Annotated in this window: 14 protein-coding genes; 3 read left to right on the top strand and 11 right to left on the bottom strand. The window is 53.1% G+C overall.

Annotated elements, in window-relative coordinates; all coding sequences use genetic code 11:
- The first annotated feature begins 12 nt into the window (after positions 1-12).
- Positions 13-3,168 carry a response regulator gene (locus tag ACR64Q_RS05410; protein ID WP_313733844.1) on the top strand — a complete coding sequence of 1,052 codons (3,156 nt, stop codon included), beginning with the start codon at positions 13-15 and terminating at the stop codon, positions 3,166-3,168.
- Positions 3,169-3,305: 137 nt separating this feature from the next.
- Here ACR64Q_RS05410 and bfr read toward each other — a convergent pair whose 3' ends face one another.
- The 11 genes from bfr to pta all read right to left on the bottom strand — a co-directional run bounded on the left by bfr (position 3,306) and on the right by pta (position 15,718).
- Positions 3,306-3,776 carry a bacterioferritin gene (gene bfr, locus ACR64Q_RS05415; protein WP_020485463.1) on the bottom strand — a complete coding sequence of 157 codons (471 nt, stop codon included), beginning with the start codon at positions 3,774-3,776 and terminating at the stop codon, positions 3,306-3,308.
- A gap of 423 nt (positions 3,777-4,199) precedes the next feature.
- Positions 4,200-5,183 carry a CobW family GTP-binding protein gene (locus ACR64Q_RS05420; RefSeq protein WP_313733845.1) on the bottom strand — a complete coding sequence of 328 codons (984 nt, stop codon included), beginning with the start codon at positions 5,181-5,183 and terminating at the stop codon, positions 4,200-4,202.
- 183 nt (positions 5,184-5,366) lie between these two features.
- Positions 5,367-6,362: a CobW family GTP-binding protein gene (locus tag ACR64Q_RS05425; RefSeq protein WP_313733846.1), complete on the bottom strand. Its 996-nt coding sequence runs from the start codon at positions 6,360-6,362 to the stop codon at positions 5,367-5,369.
- A 107-nt stretch (positions 6,363-6,469) separates the two neighbouring features.
- Positions 6,470-7,072, bottom strand: coding sequence for a DUF1826 domain-containing protein (locus ACR64Q_RS05430; RefSeq protein ID WP_313733847.1), 603 nt, complete (start codon positions 7,070-7,072; stop codon positions 6,470-6,472).
- Positions 7,073-7,196: 124 nt separating this feature from the next.
- Positions 7,197-7,982 carry a ZIP family metal transporter gene (locus tag ACR64Q_RS05435; protein ID WP_313733848.1) on the bottom strand — a complete coding sequence of 262 codons (786 nt, stop codon included), beginning with the start codon at positions 7,980-7,982 and terminating at the stop codon, positions 7,197-7,199.
- Complete coding sequence (locus ACR64Q_RS05440) at positions 7,979-8,251, bottom strand: hypothetical protein (protein ID WP_313733849.1); 273 nt, start codon at positions 8,249-8,251, stop codon at positions 7,979-7,981. Before ACR64Q_RS05440 ends, ACR64Q_RS05435 begins: the two co-directional genes overlap by 4 nt.
- On the bottom strand, positions 8,217-9,434 hold the full coding sequence (gene zigA / locus ACR64Q_RS05445) for a zinc metallochaperone GTPase ZigA (RefSeq protein WP_313733850.1): 1,218 nt from the start codon (positions 9,432-9,434) through the stop codon (positions 8,217-8,219). Before zigA ends, ACR64Q_RS05440 begins: the two co-directional genes overlap by 35 nt.
- Positions 9,435-9,515: 81 nt before the next feature.
- Complete coding sequence (locus ACR64Q_RS05450; RefSeq protein ID WP_313733851.1) at positions 9,516-11,546, bottom strand: TonB-dependent receptor; 2,031 nt, start codon at positions 11,544-11,546, stop codon at positions 9,516-9,518.
- 288 nt (positions 11,547-11,834) lie between these two features.
- On the bottom strand, positions 11,835-13,040 hold the full coding sequence (locus ACR64Q_RS05455; protein ID WP_313733852.1) for an acetate/propionate family kinase: 1,206 nt from the start codon (positions 13,038-13,040) through the stop codon (positions 11,835-11,837).
- Between the two features lie 24 nt (positions 13,041-13,064).
- Positions 13,065-13,592: a DUF2380 domain-containing protein gene (locus tag ACR64Q_RS05460; RefSeq protein ID WP_026604062.1), complete on the bottom strand. Its 528-nt coding sequence runs from the start codon at positions 13,590-13,592 to the stop codon at positions 13,065-13,067.
- Positions 13,589-15,718, bottom strand: coding sequence for a phosphate acetyltransferase (gene pta, locus ACR64Q_RS05465; RefSeq protein ID WP_313733853.1), 2,130 nt, complete (start codon positions 15,716-15,718; stop codon positions 13,589-13,591). Before pta ends, ACR64Q_RS05460 begins: the two co-directional genes overlap by 4 nt.
- 248 nt (positions 15,719-15,966) lie before the next feature.
- On the opposite strand from pta, the gene ACR64Q_RS05470 reads away from it, so the two are divergent.
- Together ACR64Q_RS05470 and ACR64Q_RS05475 are read left to right on the top strand one after the other, a co-directional pair.
- Positions 15,967-16,611, top strand: a complete 645-nt coding sequence (locus ACR64Q_RS05470) for an FHA domain-containing protein (protein ID WP_020485475.1) — start codon at positions 15,967-15,969, stop codon at positions 16,609-16,611.
- A gap of 4 nt (positions 16,612-16,615) precedes the next feature.
- On the top strand, positions 16,616-17,005 hold the full coding sequence (locus tag ACR64Q_RS05475; RefSeq protein WP_020485476.1) for a PilZ domain-containing protein: 390 nt from the start codon (positions 16,616-16,618) through the stop codon (positions 17,003-17,005).
- Position 17,006: the final 1 nt, after the last annotated feature.

Here is a 17,006-nt window from a genome sequence, read left to right on the forward strand (position 1 = left end):
TTTGATTTGTGCATGAATCCCGTATTGAAGTTACTGATCATTGAAGACGTGCAGGAAGATTTCCTGTTGCTGGAACGTCACTTGCGCCGGCACGGCTTGGCGGCGGATTGCCGGCGAATAGATAGCAACGCGGCGCTGGCGCTTGCCTTACAGGAAGATTGGGATTTGGTGCTGTCGGATTACAACGTGCCTGGGATGGAGATTCGCGGTACCTTGAAATTCATTCAAGCCCACAGTAAGGATTTACCGGTTATCCTGGTGTCCGGCAGCGTGGGAGAGGAAACCGCGATGGAGTTGTTGCGGCTGGGTATGGTCGATTTCGTATTCAAGGATAATCTGCTTCGCTTGCTGCCATCCATACGCCGGGCTGTCGAGGAACGTGAACAGCGGGGGATAAGGCGCGCGGCGGAAGAGGCGTTGCGGCAAAGTCAGGAGCAGGCGCTGTTAGAGCAACATCAGGCGCAGCTGGCGGCCTTGAATTTGATGGAAGATGCCATCGCCGCCCGCCAACGCGCGGAAGCGGCCGCGGAGGCCTTGCGCGAAAGCGAACGGCGTTTAATGATGGCGCAGGAAGGCGCGCATGTCGGGATTTGGGATTGGGATATTGTCAAGGATCACTGTTACTGGTCGCCGGAATGCGAGCGTTTGTACGATGTAGAGCCCGGCGGTTTGCGTTCTAACGCCGATTGGCGAGCACGCGTGCATCCGGACGATCTGCATTTGATAGACGATCAGTGGGAAAGCCGCATTTTGCGCGGCGAGCCGTTCGAGGTCGAGTTTCGCTTTATCCTGCAATCAGGCGACATCCGCTGGCTCAGCAGCAAAGGCCGAGCGCAATACGACGCCGACGGTAAACCGGTAAGGCTGTTTGGCGTTAATCTGGACATTAGTGAGCGCAAACAAACCGAACAGCAACTACGTAAGTTGGCGCAGGCGGTGGAACAAAGCCCGGCCAGTATTATCATCACCAACCTGATCGGCGAAATTGAATACGTAAACGAGGCGTTTTTGCACGTCAGCGGCTACCAGCGGGACGAGGTCATCGGCCGCAATCCACGCCTGTTGCAATCGAGAAAAACCCCACCCGAGAATTATCGGGCGTTGTGGACCGCGCTCGGTCAAGGTCAGACTTGGAAAGGCGAATTCATCAACAGACGTAAGGACGGCAGCGAATACGTGGAATTTGCCATTATCGTGCCCATCCGCCAAGCCGATGGCAGCGTTACCCATTTTGTAGCGGTACAGGAAGACATCACCGAGAAGAAACGCGTGGCGCTGGAGCTGGATCAGTATCGGCATCACCTTGAAGATTTGGTTGCCAGCCGCACGGCCGAACTGGAAGCGGCGAAAGTGTTGGCGGATGCTGCCAATCAAGCCAAGAGCGCCTTTTTGGCCAATATGAGCCACGAGATTCGTACGCCCATGAACGCCATCATCGGCTTGACGTATTTGCTGCGGCAAAGCAGTCCCAATCCGGAACAAAGCGAGCGTCTGGACAAAATCGACGGCGCCGCCCAGCATCTGCTGTCCATCATTAACGATGTACTGGATTTATCGAAGATCGAAGCCGGGCGGCTGGAACTGGAGCAAACCGATTTTTCCCTGGCGACGGTGCTGGACCACATTCGCTCCATTATTGCCGAGCAGGCGCGGGCCAAGGCGTTGAGCATAGAGTTGGATGGGGAGGGCGTCCCGCCATGGTTGCGCGGGGACCCGATGCGTCTGCGGCAGGCCATGCTCAACTACGCTACTAATGCCGTGAAGTTTACCGAACGCGGTTCGATTCGGTTGCGGGCGATGGTACAAGAGGAAACCGCTGCCGGTTTGCTGCTGCGCTTCGAGGTGAGCGATTCCGGAATCGGGATTGAAGCGAAACAACAAGCCAGCTTATTTCAGGCTTTCACCCAGGCCGATGTGTCTACCACTCGCAAATATGGCGGGACCGGCCTTGGCTTGGCGATTACCCGTCGTCTGGCGAATATGATGGGAGGCGATGCCGGCGTCGATAGCGTATTGGGTCAAGGTAGTTGCTTTTGGTTTACCGCTCTGGTGCAGCGCGGGCATGGCGTCATGCCTTTACAGCCCAGTGAAAAACCTGCCGACGCGGAAATGACATTACGCCGAGATTACGCCGGCGCGCGTCTGCTTTTAGTCGAAGACAATCCGATTAATCGGGAAGTCGCGCTCGAGTTGTTGCATGGTGTCGGTTTGGCAGTGGACACCGCCGAGAACGGGCGAATCGCTCTCGAAAAAATCGGCAAGAACACCTACGATCTGATTTTGATGGATGTGCAGATGCCGGAAATGGACGGTTTGGAAGCTACGCGGGCGATACGCGCGCAGCCGGGTTTTAGCCGGTTGCCGATTTTGGCGATGACAGCCGCCGCGTTTGAGGAAGACCGGCATATTTCGCTCGCTGCCGGTATGAACGATTTTGTGGCGAAACCGGTAATTCCGGAAGATCTTTACGCGGCCTTGTTGCGCTGGTTGTCGCCGCGTCCCTCTTCGCGTCCGGTCAGATCCGATAAAGCAGAAGCACGGCGGTTTTCGCCGAAAACAGTGGTAACTGACGATACTGTGCCATCTGCCTTAATGTCCATCAGCGGCCTGGACACTAGGCAAGGGCTTGCAGTGGTGAAGGGCGACGTGGATAAGTATCAACGTCTGTTGAGTATGTTTGCCGATGCCCATAATAAAGACTTGAAACAAGTCCAGACCTACTTGGTCGATGGCAAATCCGATGAAGCAAAACGCATCAGTCATTGCTTAAAAGGTGTTGCCGGCACGCTGGGTGCCAAACAGGTTGCCGATTTGGCGGCTAAGTTGGACCGGGCGATAGCCGAGAGCAGCGATTTGGCGGTCTGCATGGAGTTAGCGGCTTTGTGCGATAGCGAATTGACGAATCTGGTCCGCGCTATCCTGGCTTTACCTGCGCAATCGGCGACTAGTGAAGTGGGCGAGGCGATTATCGATGCGGAAAATACGCGTCAAGTCGTTGCCGCGATCGCAAGCTTGCTGGCAATTGGCGATGCGCAAGCCAGCCGCCTGGCGCGCGAATATGCGGTGTTGTTGCGGGCGAAATTGGGGGTTGCGTATCCGGATTTTGCCAGGCAGATCGAGGCTTTCGACTATCAAGCGGCATTATTAACTTTACAGGCCGCGGATTAGCCAATGATGCCGTTAGTAAACGCTGAACGATGGGCGATGATTAGCGCCTTTCGGTTTTGAACCGGTAGCGGCGGATACAAAAAAGCCGCGGCGTCAGGAGACACTGCGGCTATCGGTAAGCATAAGGCCAAGCCGATTTAGGACATTTGCGATTGCAGATAATTCGGCAAACCAATCATATCGATCAAGCCCAATTGTTTTTCCAGCCAGTGAGCATGATCTTCCTCGGTGTCGTCCAACATCACTTCCAGAATTTCCCGGGTTTGGTAATCGCGCACGGTTTCGCAATAGGCAATGACTTTGCGCAAATGCGCAACCACTTTATATTCGACCGCCAGATCGTTTTTCAGCATCTCCGGGACGTTGGTCCCGACCGCTAGCGGTTCGCGTTTGGATAAATCCGGTGTGCCTTCCAGAAACAAAATCCGCTTGATCAAGGCATCAGCATGGTTGGTTTCGTCTTGAACCTCGTGATTGATGCGTTCGTATAATTTGTTGAAGCCCCAGTTTTCATACATCCGGGAATGAATAAAATACTGGTCTATAGCGGTCAGTTCGCCTGCCAGCAATTCGTTTAAGTGAGCTATGACTTGTTTGTCGCCTTGCATGTGCCGCCTCCCGGATAAATTTGATAACGCCCTTGGCTATGGTAATACAAAATGCCGCCCGGTTCTTGGTTTGCGTGGATGCCCGCTGTGCCTTTAAATGATTTTGTCATGCAATAGCGCCCGGCTAATAACGATACGGCTTAACGCCGAAATTGCCCCACCTGGCCATGCAAGTCAGTCGTCTGTTGGTTCAGCTTACTGCTGGCGGTATACGCCGTAGCGCCGCTATCTACCCGCTCGACGATTACATCGCTTATGGTAGTTAAGTTTTTATCCGGATTTTACGTGACATGGCTTTGTTCCTTAACCGCTTGGGTAATGTGTTTGTCCATGTCGCTGATGCGATTAACCGAGTCGTTGATGACAAACAACGCCTTGTTCGACAGCTCAGGATGCACGGTATTTAAGGGCCGGGTTAATAAATCAATGCAGTTTGATGGCGTTCCCGCTGAGCAGCGGAGCAAAAGCCTTGTTTAGATCCGTGGCAAGTGCCGTTGGCTCGCCATTTACGATGAAGACCAAACGGCCGCGGCCGTCGTCGGCTGCTCTCGGGGGTAACGGGGCAGGCGGGTACAGTCGATTGCTGGCCGCTTGAATGACCATGGGTTCGGTTTGTTCAGCAAGATAAACCACGCCTTTGATGCGGAGTAAATGTTGCGGATGGCGAGTCAGGAGTTCTTGCAGGATGGCTTGCAGTTGTTGCCAGGGCAGAATTTGTTCGAGATGCAGCGATATACTGCGAAAGTTATGTGCAGGTAACGAGCCGTCATCAGGCAAGCGGCGCAACGTCGGGCCTGCATTAGTCAGCAGGCTACTAGCCGCGCGAACGTCTCCTGTCATAAGTACGGGCGTGGCCGGTGCCAGAACTCGCAAGCGTTTTGCCAACACGGCTTGCTGGTCGGCATTGCTCAAGTCGGCATGGGTCAGCAATAAGGTATCGGCCCAAGCCACCTGCGCGCGGGCTTCGGCAAAACTATCCAGTTGTGCAGTAGCCGACGGTATGGCCAGGGTAGTGATGACGTTCTGCAAATGATAGCGGCTTGCCAGCCAGCGCTCGCGCAACAGAGTATCCAGAATCGGTTCCGGGCTGGCGATGCCGCTGGCTTCGATAATCATCTGTTTGAAGGGTTTGGTCTGGGCCTGATCCCACGCCATCCACAGGTTTTTTAAAGTGGGTGCCAGCGTGCCTTTAATCTGGCAGCACAAACAGCCGCCGGCCAGAGTCGTCAACGGCATACCGGTTGGTTGCAGCAAATCCTGATCGACGGGGGTGGCGCCGAATTCGTTGATGATTACTGCGGTTTTGGGATGTTCCTCAAGCAGACGATTCAGCAGCGTGGTCTTGCCACTGCCGAGGAAGCCGGTGAGGACGATAACGGGGATTTTGCGCGGATCGTTCTTTTTCAAGTGGTAGCCGTTTCCTCAATGAAAGGCCATGCTTATTGGGCCCAATCGAATGTAAGTGTGTTTTACCCATTCGGATGGGGCATACCTGGAATGACGAATTATGCCTGTTTTATAAGCCGGAACGCCAACGTCAATCAGCAACTGGCTTGCCTCATTGCTCAGAAACCGATTCAGCGACTTTGTCTAAAGGCCTACCCGACATGAAGTCAAGGCCTCTAACATATCCTCCTTAGGTAAGTTGCGACCGATAAAGACCATGCTCGACTCCCGCGTTTCATCCGCTTGCCAAGGGTTGCCGAACGTCTCGGTCATCAGCATATGTACGCCTTGATAAATCACTTTTTGCTCGCAACCAGCAATGTTAAGAATGCCTTTGTAGCGGAGTAAGTCGTTGCCGTAGTCGCGGATCAGGATGTTCAGGAATGCCAGAATCCGCGCAGCATCAAGAGGTTGGTCGGTTTGGTAGATCATTGAGCTGATGTCGTCTTCGTGCTCGTGGCTGACGTCTTCCAGAAAGTCCGGTTCGATTTTCAAAATGTCATCCAGATTAAAACCATCAATATCCAGAATATCGTGCAGTTCTGTTTGGCCAAAATGCACATGTTTGATCGGTGCTCTGGGGTTCATAGCCCGGAGGCGAGTTTCCAGGTCTAAAACAATTTCCGGTTCCTGAAGGTCGGTTTTGGACAGCAGGATGCGATCGGCAAAGCCGACTTGCTCTTGCGCTTCGTGGTGTTCTTCCAGTTGTTGATGGGCATGCACGGCGTCAACCACGGTGATGATGGCGTCTAGCTTGTAGTTGTCGGCAATCTGTTCGTCGATGAAAAAGGTTTGTGCAACCGGAGCCGGGTCGGCCAAACCAGTGGTTTCAATGATGACCCGTTCAAATTGGAGCTCTCCCGATTCTCGACCGTCGCTGAGTTCCCCGAGGATACGCACCAAGTCGCCACGCACGGTACAACAAATACAGCCATTATTCATGGTCACAATTTGTTCGTCGGCTTGCACTAACAACTCGTTATCGATACCGGCTTCGCCGAATTCGTTTTCGATCACTGCAATCCGTTCGCCGTGGTCTTCACTGAGAATTCGGTTCAATAAAGTGGTTTTGCCGGCGCCGAGAAAGCCGGTGAGAATGGTCACCGGCACGGCGGCGTTGCGTTTGAGGTTGGCGTTCATGAAATCTCCGTCAGGCTGGGGCTTTAACACGCTGTATTTGCGTGTAAGCCGAGTGATTATGGAGCGGGTCTAAATTTTAGATAAATTTGATCAGCAATGCCCGGCCCTCACAGCATGTCCAGTGTCAGTACCAAGCGCCGCGGCTGCACCGCCGTTGGCGTAGGGGAACGATGCACAAAACCCTGGCCTTCGTTACCTTCCCAGGCTTCGCCTTTCATCAAGCCGACGGCGTAGGCGGGCATCTGACGAATCGCAGTTTGGTCGGCGATCAAGCCGGACTGCGCATCATCCAGGCCGCCACTGCCCATTCCCAATTTTCTTCGATCCAGCGCATATTCCGGCAGCCATTCGGTGCCGATGCCGCCGTAACTGCAAATCATCCGGGCAGGCACTCTATCCACATGAAAGCGGGGACACATGGCAGTTTGCAAAGTCCGCAGGCGCAGGCCGGCTTGTTTGAGCCCGAACAGTTCGCAGAACGCCGACGTCAATAGTTCGATATCTTCCAGCCATGAGTTATAGCCATCGAGCTGGCTAGCTTGTGGCCACAGGTTTGTAAAGTTGAAGTGCGTCGGATTGACCGGCTGACTGAGTCCCAAGGCGCCGAATTGCTTCAAGGCTTGATAGATAAACTGTTCAATCCTGGCAGGCAACGGTCGTTCTATTAAGCAAAAGTTCACGCCGTCCTCGTAGATGCGCGTCAAATCCACAAAGTTTGTTGAGACGACGGTTCGGGTCGATGGCCGATACGACAAGGGCTGGAAGGAAGTTGGTCTTGTGAGCGGTGACAGGGATGATTGACGAAAGGGTATGCGAGCAAACACAAAAAACTCCTTAACTAGCGATCAGGAACTGTTCGAAAAATACAATGAATTGCATGAACACAATTCCGAAACCAAAAGCGGCGGTTTGTCCGCTCAGGCAGGGAAAACTGCAAGGTTCGTGTAATGCCGGAATCAGATCGGAGGCGGCGATATAAATAAAACCGCCGGCAGCGATGGGTAATAACAGCGACAAGGACGATTCTGCCAACTGGCTGAGTAATAAGGTAAAGATCGCTCCCGGCAAAACGGTCAGCGAGCAATAAAAGTTGTAGAGTACGGCTTGCCTGGGTAAATAGCCGCCGCGCAGCAGGGCGCCAACATCCCCGAGTTCCTGCGGGATTTCGTGGGCAATAATGGCCAAGGTGGTGGTCAATCCCAGGGCCGGATCGGCCAGAAAGCTGCCGGCGATCAAGATGCCGTCGACGAAGTTGTGCATGGCATCGCCGATCAGATTCATTTTAGCCAATGGCATAATCTCTCCGCCCGTTGGCGTGGTGTCGACGTTATGATCGTGCCGCCAGCGCACCAGTTTTTCCAACACAAAGAAACCGAATACACCGATCAACACCGTCAGGCAGACGTCGCTGACGCTGCCGTGGCGGTCTATGGCATCGGGTATCAAATGAATGAAAGCATCACCTAAGAGTACTCCGACTGCTAGTGCGACCAGATAGGGCACTACCCGATTCAAGACGTCGGGTTTCAGCCATAATGCAAATACGCTGGACAACGAGCAAATGCTGACGGCGAGACAGGCCGCAATGGCGCCGGCAATAGTACTGATAGCGATAGTCATGTGCGATAGGGTGCCTTAGATTTGAGCGAGTGGTATTCGTGCTGAGAGCTGTAAATAAATCGGGCTAATTTGTCCGGCAAAGCATGGGTGGCGAAATGCGTCAGCATGAACCCCAACACACTTAAAAAGAGTTTTGATAGCACGTGTTTGGCGGGCGGTCTGTCAATCAAGGGCAAGACAATTGCCAGAATAAGCAACAATTCAATACCGATGATATGCAGATAGCCGTCGATACTAGCCATCGGCAAACCATTGCGGAAATTCATCATGATAGTGTCGCCAAACCGTCGGACCGGCTGCAAGTTCGGCGTCAGTTAACAGGCATTCGTCCAACTCGCGGCGCACTTTGTCGATGTCGATATTTTGACCGATGAATACCAGTTCTTGGCGGCAGTCGCCGTAGGGTTCGGCCCATTGCGACTGGATATCCGGCAGATAATCTTGCGGCCATTCCTGGCGCGGCACTGCCGCCCACCAGCGACCGGCCAAACCATGGTGCATCACGCCGCCGGCCTGTGACCAGCTGCCGGCGTGATCCGGGCGCGACGCCAGCCAGAAGAAGCCTTTGGAACGGAGCAATGTGCCGTTATCCCATTCGCCGGCGTGCAGATGATCATAGAACCGCTGCGGATGGAAGGGGCGACGGGCGGCGTAAACGAAGCTGCCTATGCCGTATTCTTCGGTTTCCGGTGTATGTTCTCCCCGTAATTCCTTTAGCCAGCCCGGGGCTTGCTCGGCCTTTTCGAAATCGAACAATCCGGTGTCGAGTACTTTGCATAAATCGACCTGACCCATCACGATAGGGAGGATTTCCGCATCGGGGTTGAGGCTGTGTAAAACCGCTTTTAGGTTGATAATCTCGTCGCTGGCGATCAGATCGATTTTGGAAATCAGGATTACATTGGCAAATTCGATTTGATCGGCCAGTAGATTGGCGACGTTACGTTCGTCATCTTCGCCCAGTGACTCGCCGGTTTCTTTTAAGCTCAAGGCTTCTAGGTAATTGCCCATAAAGTTGACCGCGTCCACCACGGTGACCAGCGTATCCAGGCGGGCATGGTCGGATAAACTCGCACCGTTTTCGTCACGGAAGGTAAAGGTTTCCGCAATCGGCAAAGGCTCGGCGATGCCGGTGGATTCGATTACCAAGTAATCGAAACGGCCTTCCTTGGCCAAATTGCCGACCTCGATCAGCAAGTCCTCGCGTAGCGTGCAGCAAATGCACCCATTGCTCATTTCGACCAGTTTTTCCTGGCCACGATTCAGTTGTACTTGGTTTTTGACCATCGCCGCATCGATATTCACCTCGCTCATGTCGTTAACAATCACGGCTATCCTTAAATTCTCCCGATTGTTGAGGATGTGGTTCAACAAGGTGGTTTTACCCGCACCGAGGAAGCCGGATAGCACGGTGACAGGGAGTTGATTAGCTGGGGCGTGTCTAAGAGTCATGGTGATTCTGATGTTATATTGTAGCGTTATGGCGGTCAAAAAAAGGCGCTGTTGGTAAGGACAGCGCCGATTTCAGCGGTTCTAATAACTGACTCTAAAACCTACTTCCGCGCCGCGTCCTGCTTCCGGGGCAAAATTTCGCAAGTACGATGTCGAGTTGCGGATGTTTTGATCCAGCAGGTTATTACCTTTGGCGAATATCATGAGCTTGGCGTCTTTATAGGCCTTGATTTGATAGTTGGCGCCTACATTCAGCAAGAAATAGCCGGCAGTGGAGGTTTCGAAATCGCCGGCATGGGGCTGAGATTCTGCTCGGGTGAAGCGCAGATAAGTGGACAATTTCTCCCGGTTGAAATCCAGTTGCAGGCCGTAGCGTAACGGTGGCATGCGCGGTACGTCGCTACCGTTGAGAAATTCGCCGCGGGTGTAATCGCTGAATAGGGTCATCTCCAACAAGCCGACATGGTTTTCCATCATAGGCACGATCAGTTTGGCTTCATAACCCTTGAAGATAGCGTCGTGTTGTCCGCTGGTGACCAAAGGCACACAATCCGCTACGCAAGGATTGCCGTCTTGATCGACGAATTCGCCGCTGTGTTGCTGGAAAATATAATCGCTAGCCCAGTTGTGGAATAAGTCGAATTCGGCGCGTAACCAGTCGGTTTTGAAGCGGTAGCCCAAGTCCAGGTTGTAGGAGGTTTCTTCTCGCAAACCCAGGTCGCCTCTGTCGTAACTGCGGGTGGCGTCGTGGTAACCGTCGGACAACAGTTCCTGGACCTGCGGGGCACGCGAGGAGCGAGTCACTGCCAGATTCAAACTGTTGCGATTATCCAGTTTCCATACAGCGGAAGCCGAGGCGCTGACCGGGGTATAGCTGAGATTGGCAAAACCGTCCGGGCGAATATCGGTTTGTTCGACGCGGGTGCCCAGCTGATAAGTCACCGCCCCAAGGTCGAAAGATTCCACGGCGAAGACCCCGTAACTGGTAATGTCCGAGCGTGGCACGATGCTGTCGCCGGTGAGTTTTTCGATCGCATTAAAGTCGCTGGCCTGGGCTTGAAAACCCACCACGCCGCGCAGCGGTCCCAGATCCTGGTGAGCCAATTCCATGCGGCCTTCGTAGGACTGGTTGGTGTAATAAGCACCGGGTTCGCCGTTGGCGATTTCGGTATGCTGGTAATCGGTGTAACCCAGCCGGGTACGTAGATTTTTTGCAAAGCGGAACGGGTTGTTCAGTTCGCTCTTAAAGTCGTATTTGGTTTGCCGCATCGCGATGCGTACCGTTTCGTCGCCGGTGCCGTCGGGAGCGATGGCGTAGTTGTTGTTTAGGTTATTGATCGACACACCGGCGAAACCGGGCGCGCCGATCCAGGACAAGCCGGCCGAACCGCTGATTGCTTCGGCGCCGGTATTGTTCAGATAGCCTTTGGGGTTATCGACAATCTCCAAGCTGGGATCGGTGACGGCCACTTTCGCGGTGTCTATGCTGCTGCCGCCGATGTCCAGATTGTTACGATGCCGATAAAAGCCGTCCAGGTGATAAGCAATATTGTCCTTACCGCCCTCGACTTTCATGGTGGTGCTGGTTTCGTCGGAGGTGGAATCGAAACGTTGCTCGAGCGCGGCACCTACCAGTTTGTCGAACTGGCGACCGGGGATGCGGTTGTCGATAACATTGACCACGCCGCCCATCGCGCCGCTACCGTACAGCAAGGTAGCCGGACCGCGCAGCACTTCGATGCGCTCGGCCAGCAGTGGTTCGACGCTGGTGGCGTGGTCCGGGCTGATTGCCGAGACATCGTTGCTGCCGATACCGTTGCTCAAGACCCTCACCCTGGGGCCGGCTTGACCTCGGATAACCGGGGTGCCGACGCCGGGGCCAAAGGATTGGCTGCTGATGCCAAGTTCGTTTTTTAAAGTATCGCCGATGCTGTGGCCGGTTTTCATCCGTAAATCGTCATCGCTCAGCACGGTGACCGGTACCGCGCTGTCCGACTTTTTGTCTTGCAGCGGCGCCGTGACGATTATTTCGTCCATTGCTTGTATCGCAGGTTCTTCGGCCATCAAGACCGGCGATGGCAGTATTAAAATCAGGGCAGCGGTTTTTTTCATGAGAAGTAGCGCAGTCAGGAATGATGTGCAAAGATGTTATATTATAACATGAGTGGATGCAATATTATCTCGTTAGTTTTTACATCGTCTTCTTGTGGCTTATTGGGTGATTTGAGTTTGATTCGTTGTGAAAGCAGCAAACTTGATAGCAATAATCCCGAAGGGCGATATGGACCGCTTTCGAGATCATATGGTTGAAATGTTACGGAAATGTTTCTTTGCGCCTCGGAATGAAATACTTATTCCCGGCGGTGTTGATAACGCGGAGTAATTTGCGCCTAAGCCCTGCTAATTTAGGGCCTGCGGCAGTTCCAGGCATTGCTGAGCCTGGATTGCAATTTCCAGTTCCTCGTTCGTGGCAATCACCAATATCGCCACTCCGGGGTTGGCTGGATTGATGCTGTCGCATGGTCTCACCGGTTTTCGGTTTTTTTCCTGGTCTATCGCAATCCCAAAGAGGGTCATATCAAGGCAGACTTTTTCGCGCAGCCAGGCATCGTTCTCGCCGATGCCGCCGGTAAATACCAAGGCATCGACTCGGCCCAGCACCGCAAAATAAGCGCCGACGTATTTTTTAATGCGATAGGCGTACATCGCTAAAGCCAGCTTTGCCTGTTCGTCGCCGGTTTCCGCCATCCGGTGTATCGCCCGCATATCGTTTTCGCCGCAAATACCCTTGCAGCCGCTTTCTTTATTTAACAAGGTTTCAATGGCGTCGTTGGACAAATTCAGCGTGCGGCTCAGATAAAAATGGATTGCCGGATCGATGTCGCCGCAGCGGCTGCCCATCATCAAACCTTCCAGCGGTGTCATGCCCATCGATGTATCGATGCTTCGGCCGTTTTGGATAGCTGTGACGCTGGCACCGTTGCCGAGATGCAGCGTGATTAGATTGGTTTCCGACACCGGTTTGCCGAGATATTGCGCGGCCTGTTCGGCAACATAACGGTGCGAGGTGCCGTGGAAGCCGTAACGTCTTACGCCATGTTGGGTATAAAGGCGTTCGGGCAAGGGATAGCGATAGGCATAATCCGGCAGGGTTTGATGAAACGCTGTATCGAATACCGCGACTTGCGGCGTCTCGCCCATTTGGTGGATGGCTTCCTCGATACCCAACAAATTGGCGGGGTTATGCAGCGGAGCCAATGGAATAACCTCGGCAATGCGTTGCATCACTTGTGTATCAATCAAGGCCGGTTCACGAAAATGTTCGCCACCATGCACGACTCGATGGCCGATGCAGGCCAACTCCCGACGGTCCTTCAACACGCGGCAGGCGGCCAGCGTTTCGAACAGCAACTTCAAGGCTTGTTGATGGTTGCGGCAGCTGATTTCGTCGTGTGTCCGGTCATTATTCGTCAGCGCATAACTATGGCTAGCGGCATCTTCGCCGATGCGTTCGATGATACCTGCGATCAATACCGAGCGATCAGACATGTCGAATAAGCTGTATTTGACCGATGAGCTCCCGGCGTTAAGCACCAGAATTTTCATGAATATCTCGAAAGGGTGAGGCGGTTAATGGGCAAGTTTCGCCGGTGGTGGCGGGGTATATTGGCGATCCAGATCATGGTCGATTTTAGTGGTCAGGCTTTCCACTGCTTTGATGGTCAGACTGGCGTTGGGGCCCTTGGATTCGGAAATGTAGTCGCCGATCAACTTGCCATCGGCTACCTTGACCAAGCGCCCCATCAGATAAGCGAATAAAAAGCTGGGTTTGTGTAGCCGTCCAACCAAAATGTAATCGGCTTGAAATTGCTTGCCCAGTTGCGCGGCGGCATCGGCATGGTCGAATAAATAGCCGACGCCACTGTTGGCGGCTTGCTGTACCTGGTCCGGTATGGCTACGATTACATAGCCGGCGCGCTTTAACTCTTGCTCCAGCAGCGGTTTGATTGACGCGGTTCGTTGCAATTCAGCGGGGACGCCGGGCGCCAGAGTTAGGTCTTTCAATTCAAAATCCAGCACGGCGATGCGGGTCTGCGCCAGTGAATTAAAGCTCAGCATGCAGAACAGCAAACTGCTTAATAGGGTTTTTTGCATCATGTTTTGTCGGCTTCCTGGGCTTGAATCGCGGTGATGACGACTGTGTTGACGATGTCTGTCACTGTGCAGCCGCGGCTTAAATCATTGACTGGTTTGTTCAGGCCTTGCAGGATGGGGCCGACGGCGATTGCGCCGGAGGAACGCTGTACCGCCTTATAAGTGTTGTTGCCTGTATTCAGGTCCGGAAAAATTAATACTGTGGCGCGGCCGGCAACCTGACTGTCGGGCAATTTGGTTTTAGCGACGCTGGCATCCACGGCGGCATCGTATTGCATCGGGCCTTCCAGCAGCAGGTCGGGGCGCAGGGCTTGGGCGATTTTGACCGCGTCTCTGACTTTGTCCACCGCCTCGCCTTTGCCGGATTCGCCGGTGGAGTAGGACAGCATAGCAACGCGCGGCTCAATGTTGAACATTCGTGCGGTTTCGGCGGCGTTAATGGCGATGTCGGCCAATTGCGCGGCGTTGGGATTGGGGATCACTGCGCAATCGCCGTAAACCAATACGCGATCTTCCAGGCACATAAAAAACACGCTGGAAACAATTGACGCGCCGGGCCTGGTTTTGATGATTTCGAAGGCTGGACGAATGGTATGTTGCGTCGAATGCACCGCACCGGAGACCATGCCGTCAGCGTAATCGAGATGTATCATCAATGTCCCGAAATAACTGGGATCGGCCATTAGGTCGAAGGCGGTATCGTAAACGATGCACCGGTGTTTACGGGCTTGGTAATAGGTTTCCGCGAACAACGGCCGCAGATCCGATTTAATCGGGTCGATGATGTTGACATTGTCCATCTTCAAGGCCATGGCCTGAATTTTCTGGCGGATCTCGGCTTCGTTACCCAGTAGGGTGATTTTCACCACATCGCGCAGCAGCAAAATCTCCGCCGCGCGCAGGATGCGTTCTTCGTTACCTTCCGGTAGCACGATATGTTGCTTCCTGGCTTTAGCGCGCTGCAATAAATCGTACTCGAACATCAGCGGCGTAATTTTATGCGAAACCTTACTGCACAGCCGCAGCCGCAACTCCACCATGTTGATGTTACTTTCGATTAATCCCAACGCAGTGGCAATCTTCCGGTCATCTTGAGAATGTAAGCGGGCGGTGACTTGGCTGACTTGTAAAGCCGTGGTGAAGGTGTCGGAATCGACGCCTAGCACTGCGAACGGCGTATCGCCCAGGCCGTCGATCAGTTTTTGCACTTGCGGGGCCGGTTGTTGATGGCCGGTTAATAATAAGCCGGCAATCTGCGGATAGTTGCTGGAGTTGTAGGCCATCAGGCTGGCCATGATGATATCCGAGCGGTCGCCCGGCGTAATCACCAAATCGCCGGTTTCCACATAATCCAGAAAGTCCGGCACCAACATCGCCGCGACTTTGTAGTGATACACCTCGCGGCTCATCGTCGCGTTTTCACCGCAAAATACTTTGGCGCCGATGACTTTGGCGATGTTGCCGATGGTGGGTTTTTCCAGGGACGATTCGGCGGGCACCACGTACACCGGGAATTCGCTGGAATGATTTAAGCTGTGGCGCAGGCTGGCAATTTGATTTTGCGCGACACCGATGATGACCGTGGCCAGCGATTCGCAGTCGTGCTCGTGCATGGAATGTTTCAGGCTGGCCAAGCCATTTAAAATTTGTTCGTCGCTACGATTTTCGCCCTGCATAACCGGCATCATCAGGCAGCCCAGATTGTTGGCGACATCGGCGTTGAAATCGAATTCGAAAATGGCGTTGCCGTGTCGATAGTCGCTGCCGACGCAGAGCACATGATCGCAACGCGCCTTCAAGGCCCGGTATTTGGCCAGTATGGTTTTCAACAGTTCGTCGTATTGTTCGGCGGCCAAAAATTGCCGGGCTTCCGCGCTGGTACAGCCATACATGGCTTCGTATGGGGTGGGGAGTTGATAGCGGTGGCTAATGAATTGAATCAAATCGTCTTTGTCGGCATCGCCTTGAATAATCGGCCGAAAAAAACCGATATTGTCCGCGTAGCCGGATAACATTTCGATGATCGCCAGCATGATCAAGGATTTACCGTTACCCTCGTCGACGCCGGCAATATAGATGTCTTGCGAAATAACGGGTTCGCTTTGCGGATGGGACTGAGTCGGATTCATGATCGATGACTTATGTATTAATGGGAAAGTCTAACCGAGGATGTTGCCACATGGCGCGCCGCTTGGCGACTGTATATTTAATTTATTCGGGCACCGCGCAGAGGTTAGGCGCATGCAAATAGTCTTTGGCTATCATAGGTTTGGATTTATAAAATAATGTAATATCAAAATAATTATTGATTAATCTGCAAGCTCGGCTTTAATGGCTATACTACTAGCCGGGCGCAGGGATTACTTGAACAACAGAGATGGCGAAATTTACCGTTTATTTTAAAGACAATGCAATCCATACAGGTGTTTTTGATTCTGGTGTAGTGCATATTGGTCGTGATGAAACCAATGACCTAGTGGTTGATAGTCTTGCCGTCGCGCCCGCGCATGCCGTTGCCGTGATTAAAGACGGCACTTGCGTACTCAAGCAATTGAACGAAAAATTTCCGCTGTTGGTAAACGATCAGCACACCAAAGAATGGAGCCTGCAAAACAACGACATCATCAACATCGGCAAACACTATATCGTCTACAACACTACCGATGAATTTTCGGAAAAAGTCCTGGTATCCACGCCTGCCGACTTTGGCGATGCGGATGTGCGGGCGTTAAATGAGAAGCTGGAAGAAGCCGTAAAATCGCCCGAAGCCAATTTGCAAGTATTAAACGGCATGCATATCGGTCGAATTCTGCGCTTGAAGAAAGCCATGACGCGCCTGGGCCACGAAGGTGCAGGGGTTATTGTGATAGCTAGGCGCAAGGACGGTTATTTCCTTTCCGCCCTGCAAGGGCATGAGGGCCTGGCGATTAACGACGAGCCCTTGGGCGACCGCACCGTGCAGTTGCAAAGTAACGATGTCATTGTCGTTGACAGTACCTCAATGCAATTTTTCTTGGATTAAGCGTATGACATTTGAAAAAAACGATGATAAACGCCGTTTTCACAGGATCTTTTACCATACAGGGGCTGTTTTAACCGGTTCGGGTCAAACCTATCCTTGCAAAATTATCGATCTGTCCTTGCGCGGTTGTCTGTTGGATTTGGAGCAGCCTTTAGCCGGTCAGGCCGATGCTTTATATTCCTTGAAATTCGATTTATCCGAAGAAATCAGTATTAGCATGGAAGTGGCGGCAACCCATGCCGATGCCAACAGGGTGGGTTTTAAGTGTGTGCATATCGATATAGACAGCATTTCCAACTTACGCCGATTGGTGGAACTCAACCTGGGCGATAGCGAGCTGCTGGAGCGGGAGTTGGCGGCCTTGGGTGATTTGGCTGAACACGCCGATCATTGAT

The sequence above is a fragment of the Methylomonas sp. 2F7 genome (assembly GCF_057126975.1).

Excerpts from the sequence above, each read along its gene's own strand:
- ACR64Q_RS05410 (WP_313733844.1), top strand. The coding sequence starts at position 13 with ATGAATCCCGTATTGAAGTTACTGATCATTGAAGACGTGCAGGAAGAT.
- bfr (WP_020485463.1), bottom strand. The coding sequence starts at position 3,776 with ATGCAAGGCGACAAACAAGTCATAGCTCACTTAAACGAATTGCTGGCA.
- ACR64Q_RS05425 (WP_313733846.1), bottom strand. The coding sequence starts at position 6,362 with ATGAACGCCAACCTCAAACGCAACGCCGCCGTGCCGGTGACCATTCTC.
- ACR64Q_RS05435 (WP_313733848.1), bottom strand. The coding sequence starts at position 7,982 with ATGACTATCGCTATCAGTACTATTGCCGGCGCCATTGCGGCCTGTCTC.
- ACR64Q_RS05440 (WP_313733849.1), bottom strand. The coding sequence starts at position 8,251 with ATGATGAATTTCCGCAATGGTTTGCCGATGGCTAGTATCGACGGCTAT.
- zigA (WP_313733850.1), bottom strand. The coding sequence starts at position 9,434 with ATGACTCTTAGACACGCCCCAGCTAATCAACTCCCTGTCACCGTGCTA.
- ACR64Q_RS05450 (WP_313733851.1), bottom strand. The coding sequence starts at position 11,546 with ATGAAAAAAACCGCTGCCCTGATTTTAATACTGCCATCGCCGGTCTTG.
- ACR64Q_RS05455 (WP_313733852.1), bottom strand. The coding sequence starts at position 13,040 with ATGAAAATTCTGGTGCTTAACGCCGGGAGCTCATCGGTCAAATACAGC.
- ACR64Q_RS05460 (WP_026604062.1), bottom strand. The coding sequence starts at position 13,592 with ATGATGCAAAAAACCCTATTAAGCAGTTTGCTGTTCTGCATGCTGAGC.
- pta (WP_313733853.1), bottom strand. The coding sequence starts at position 15,718 with ATGAATCCGACTCAGTCCCATCCGCAAAGCGAACCCGTTATTTCGCAA.
- ACR64Q_RS05470 (WP_020485475.1), top strand. The coding sequence starts at position 15,967 with ATGGCGAAATTTACCGTTTATTTTAAAGACAATGCAATCCATACAGGT.
- ACR64Q_RS05475 (WP_020485476.1), top strand. The coding sequence starts at position 16,616 with ATGACATTTGAAAAAAACGATGATAAACGCCGTTTTCACAGGATCTTT.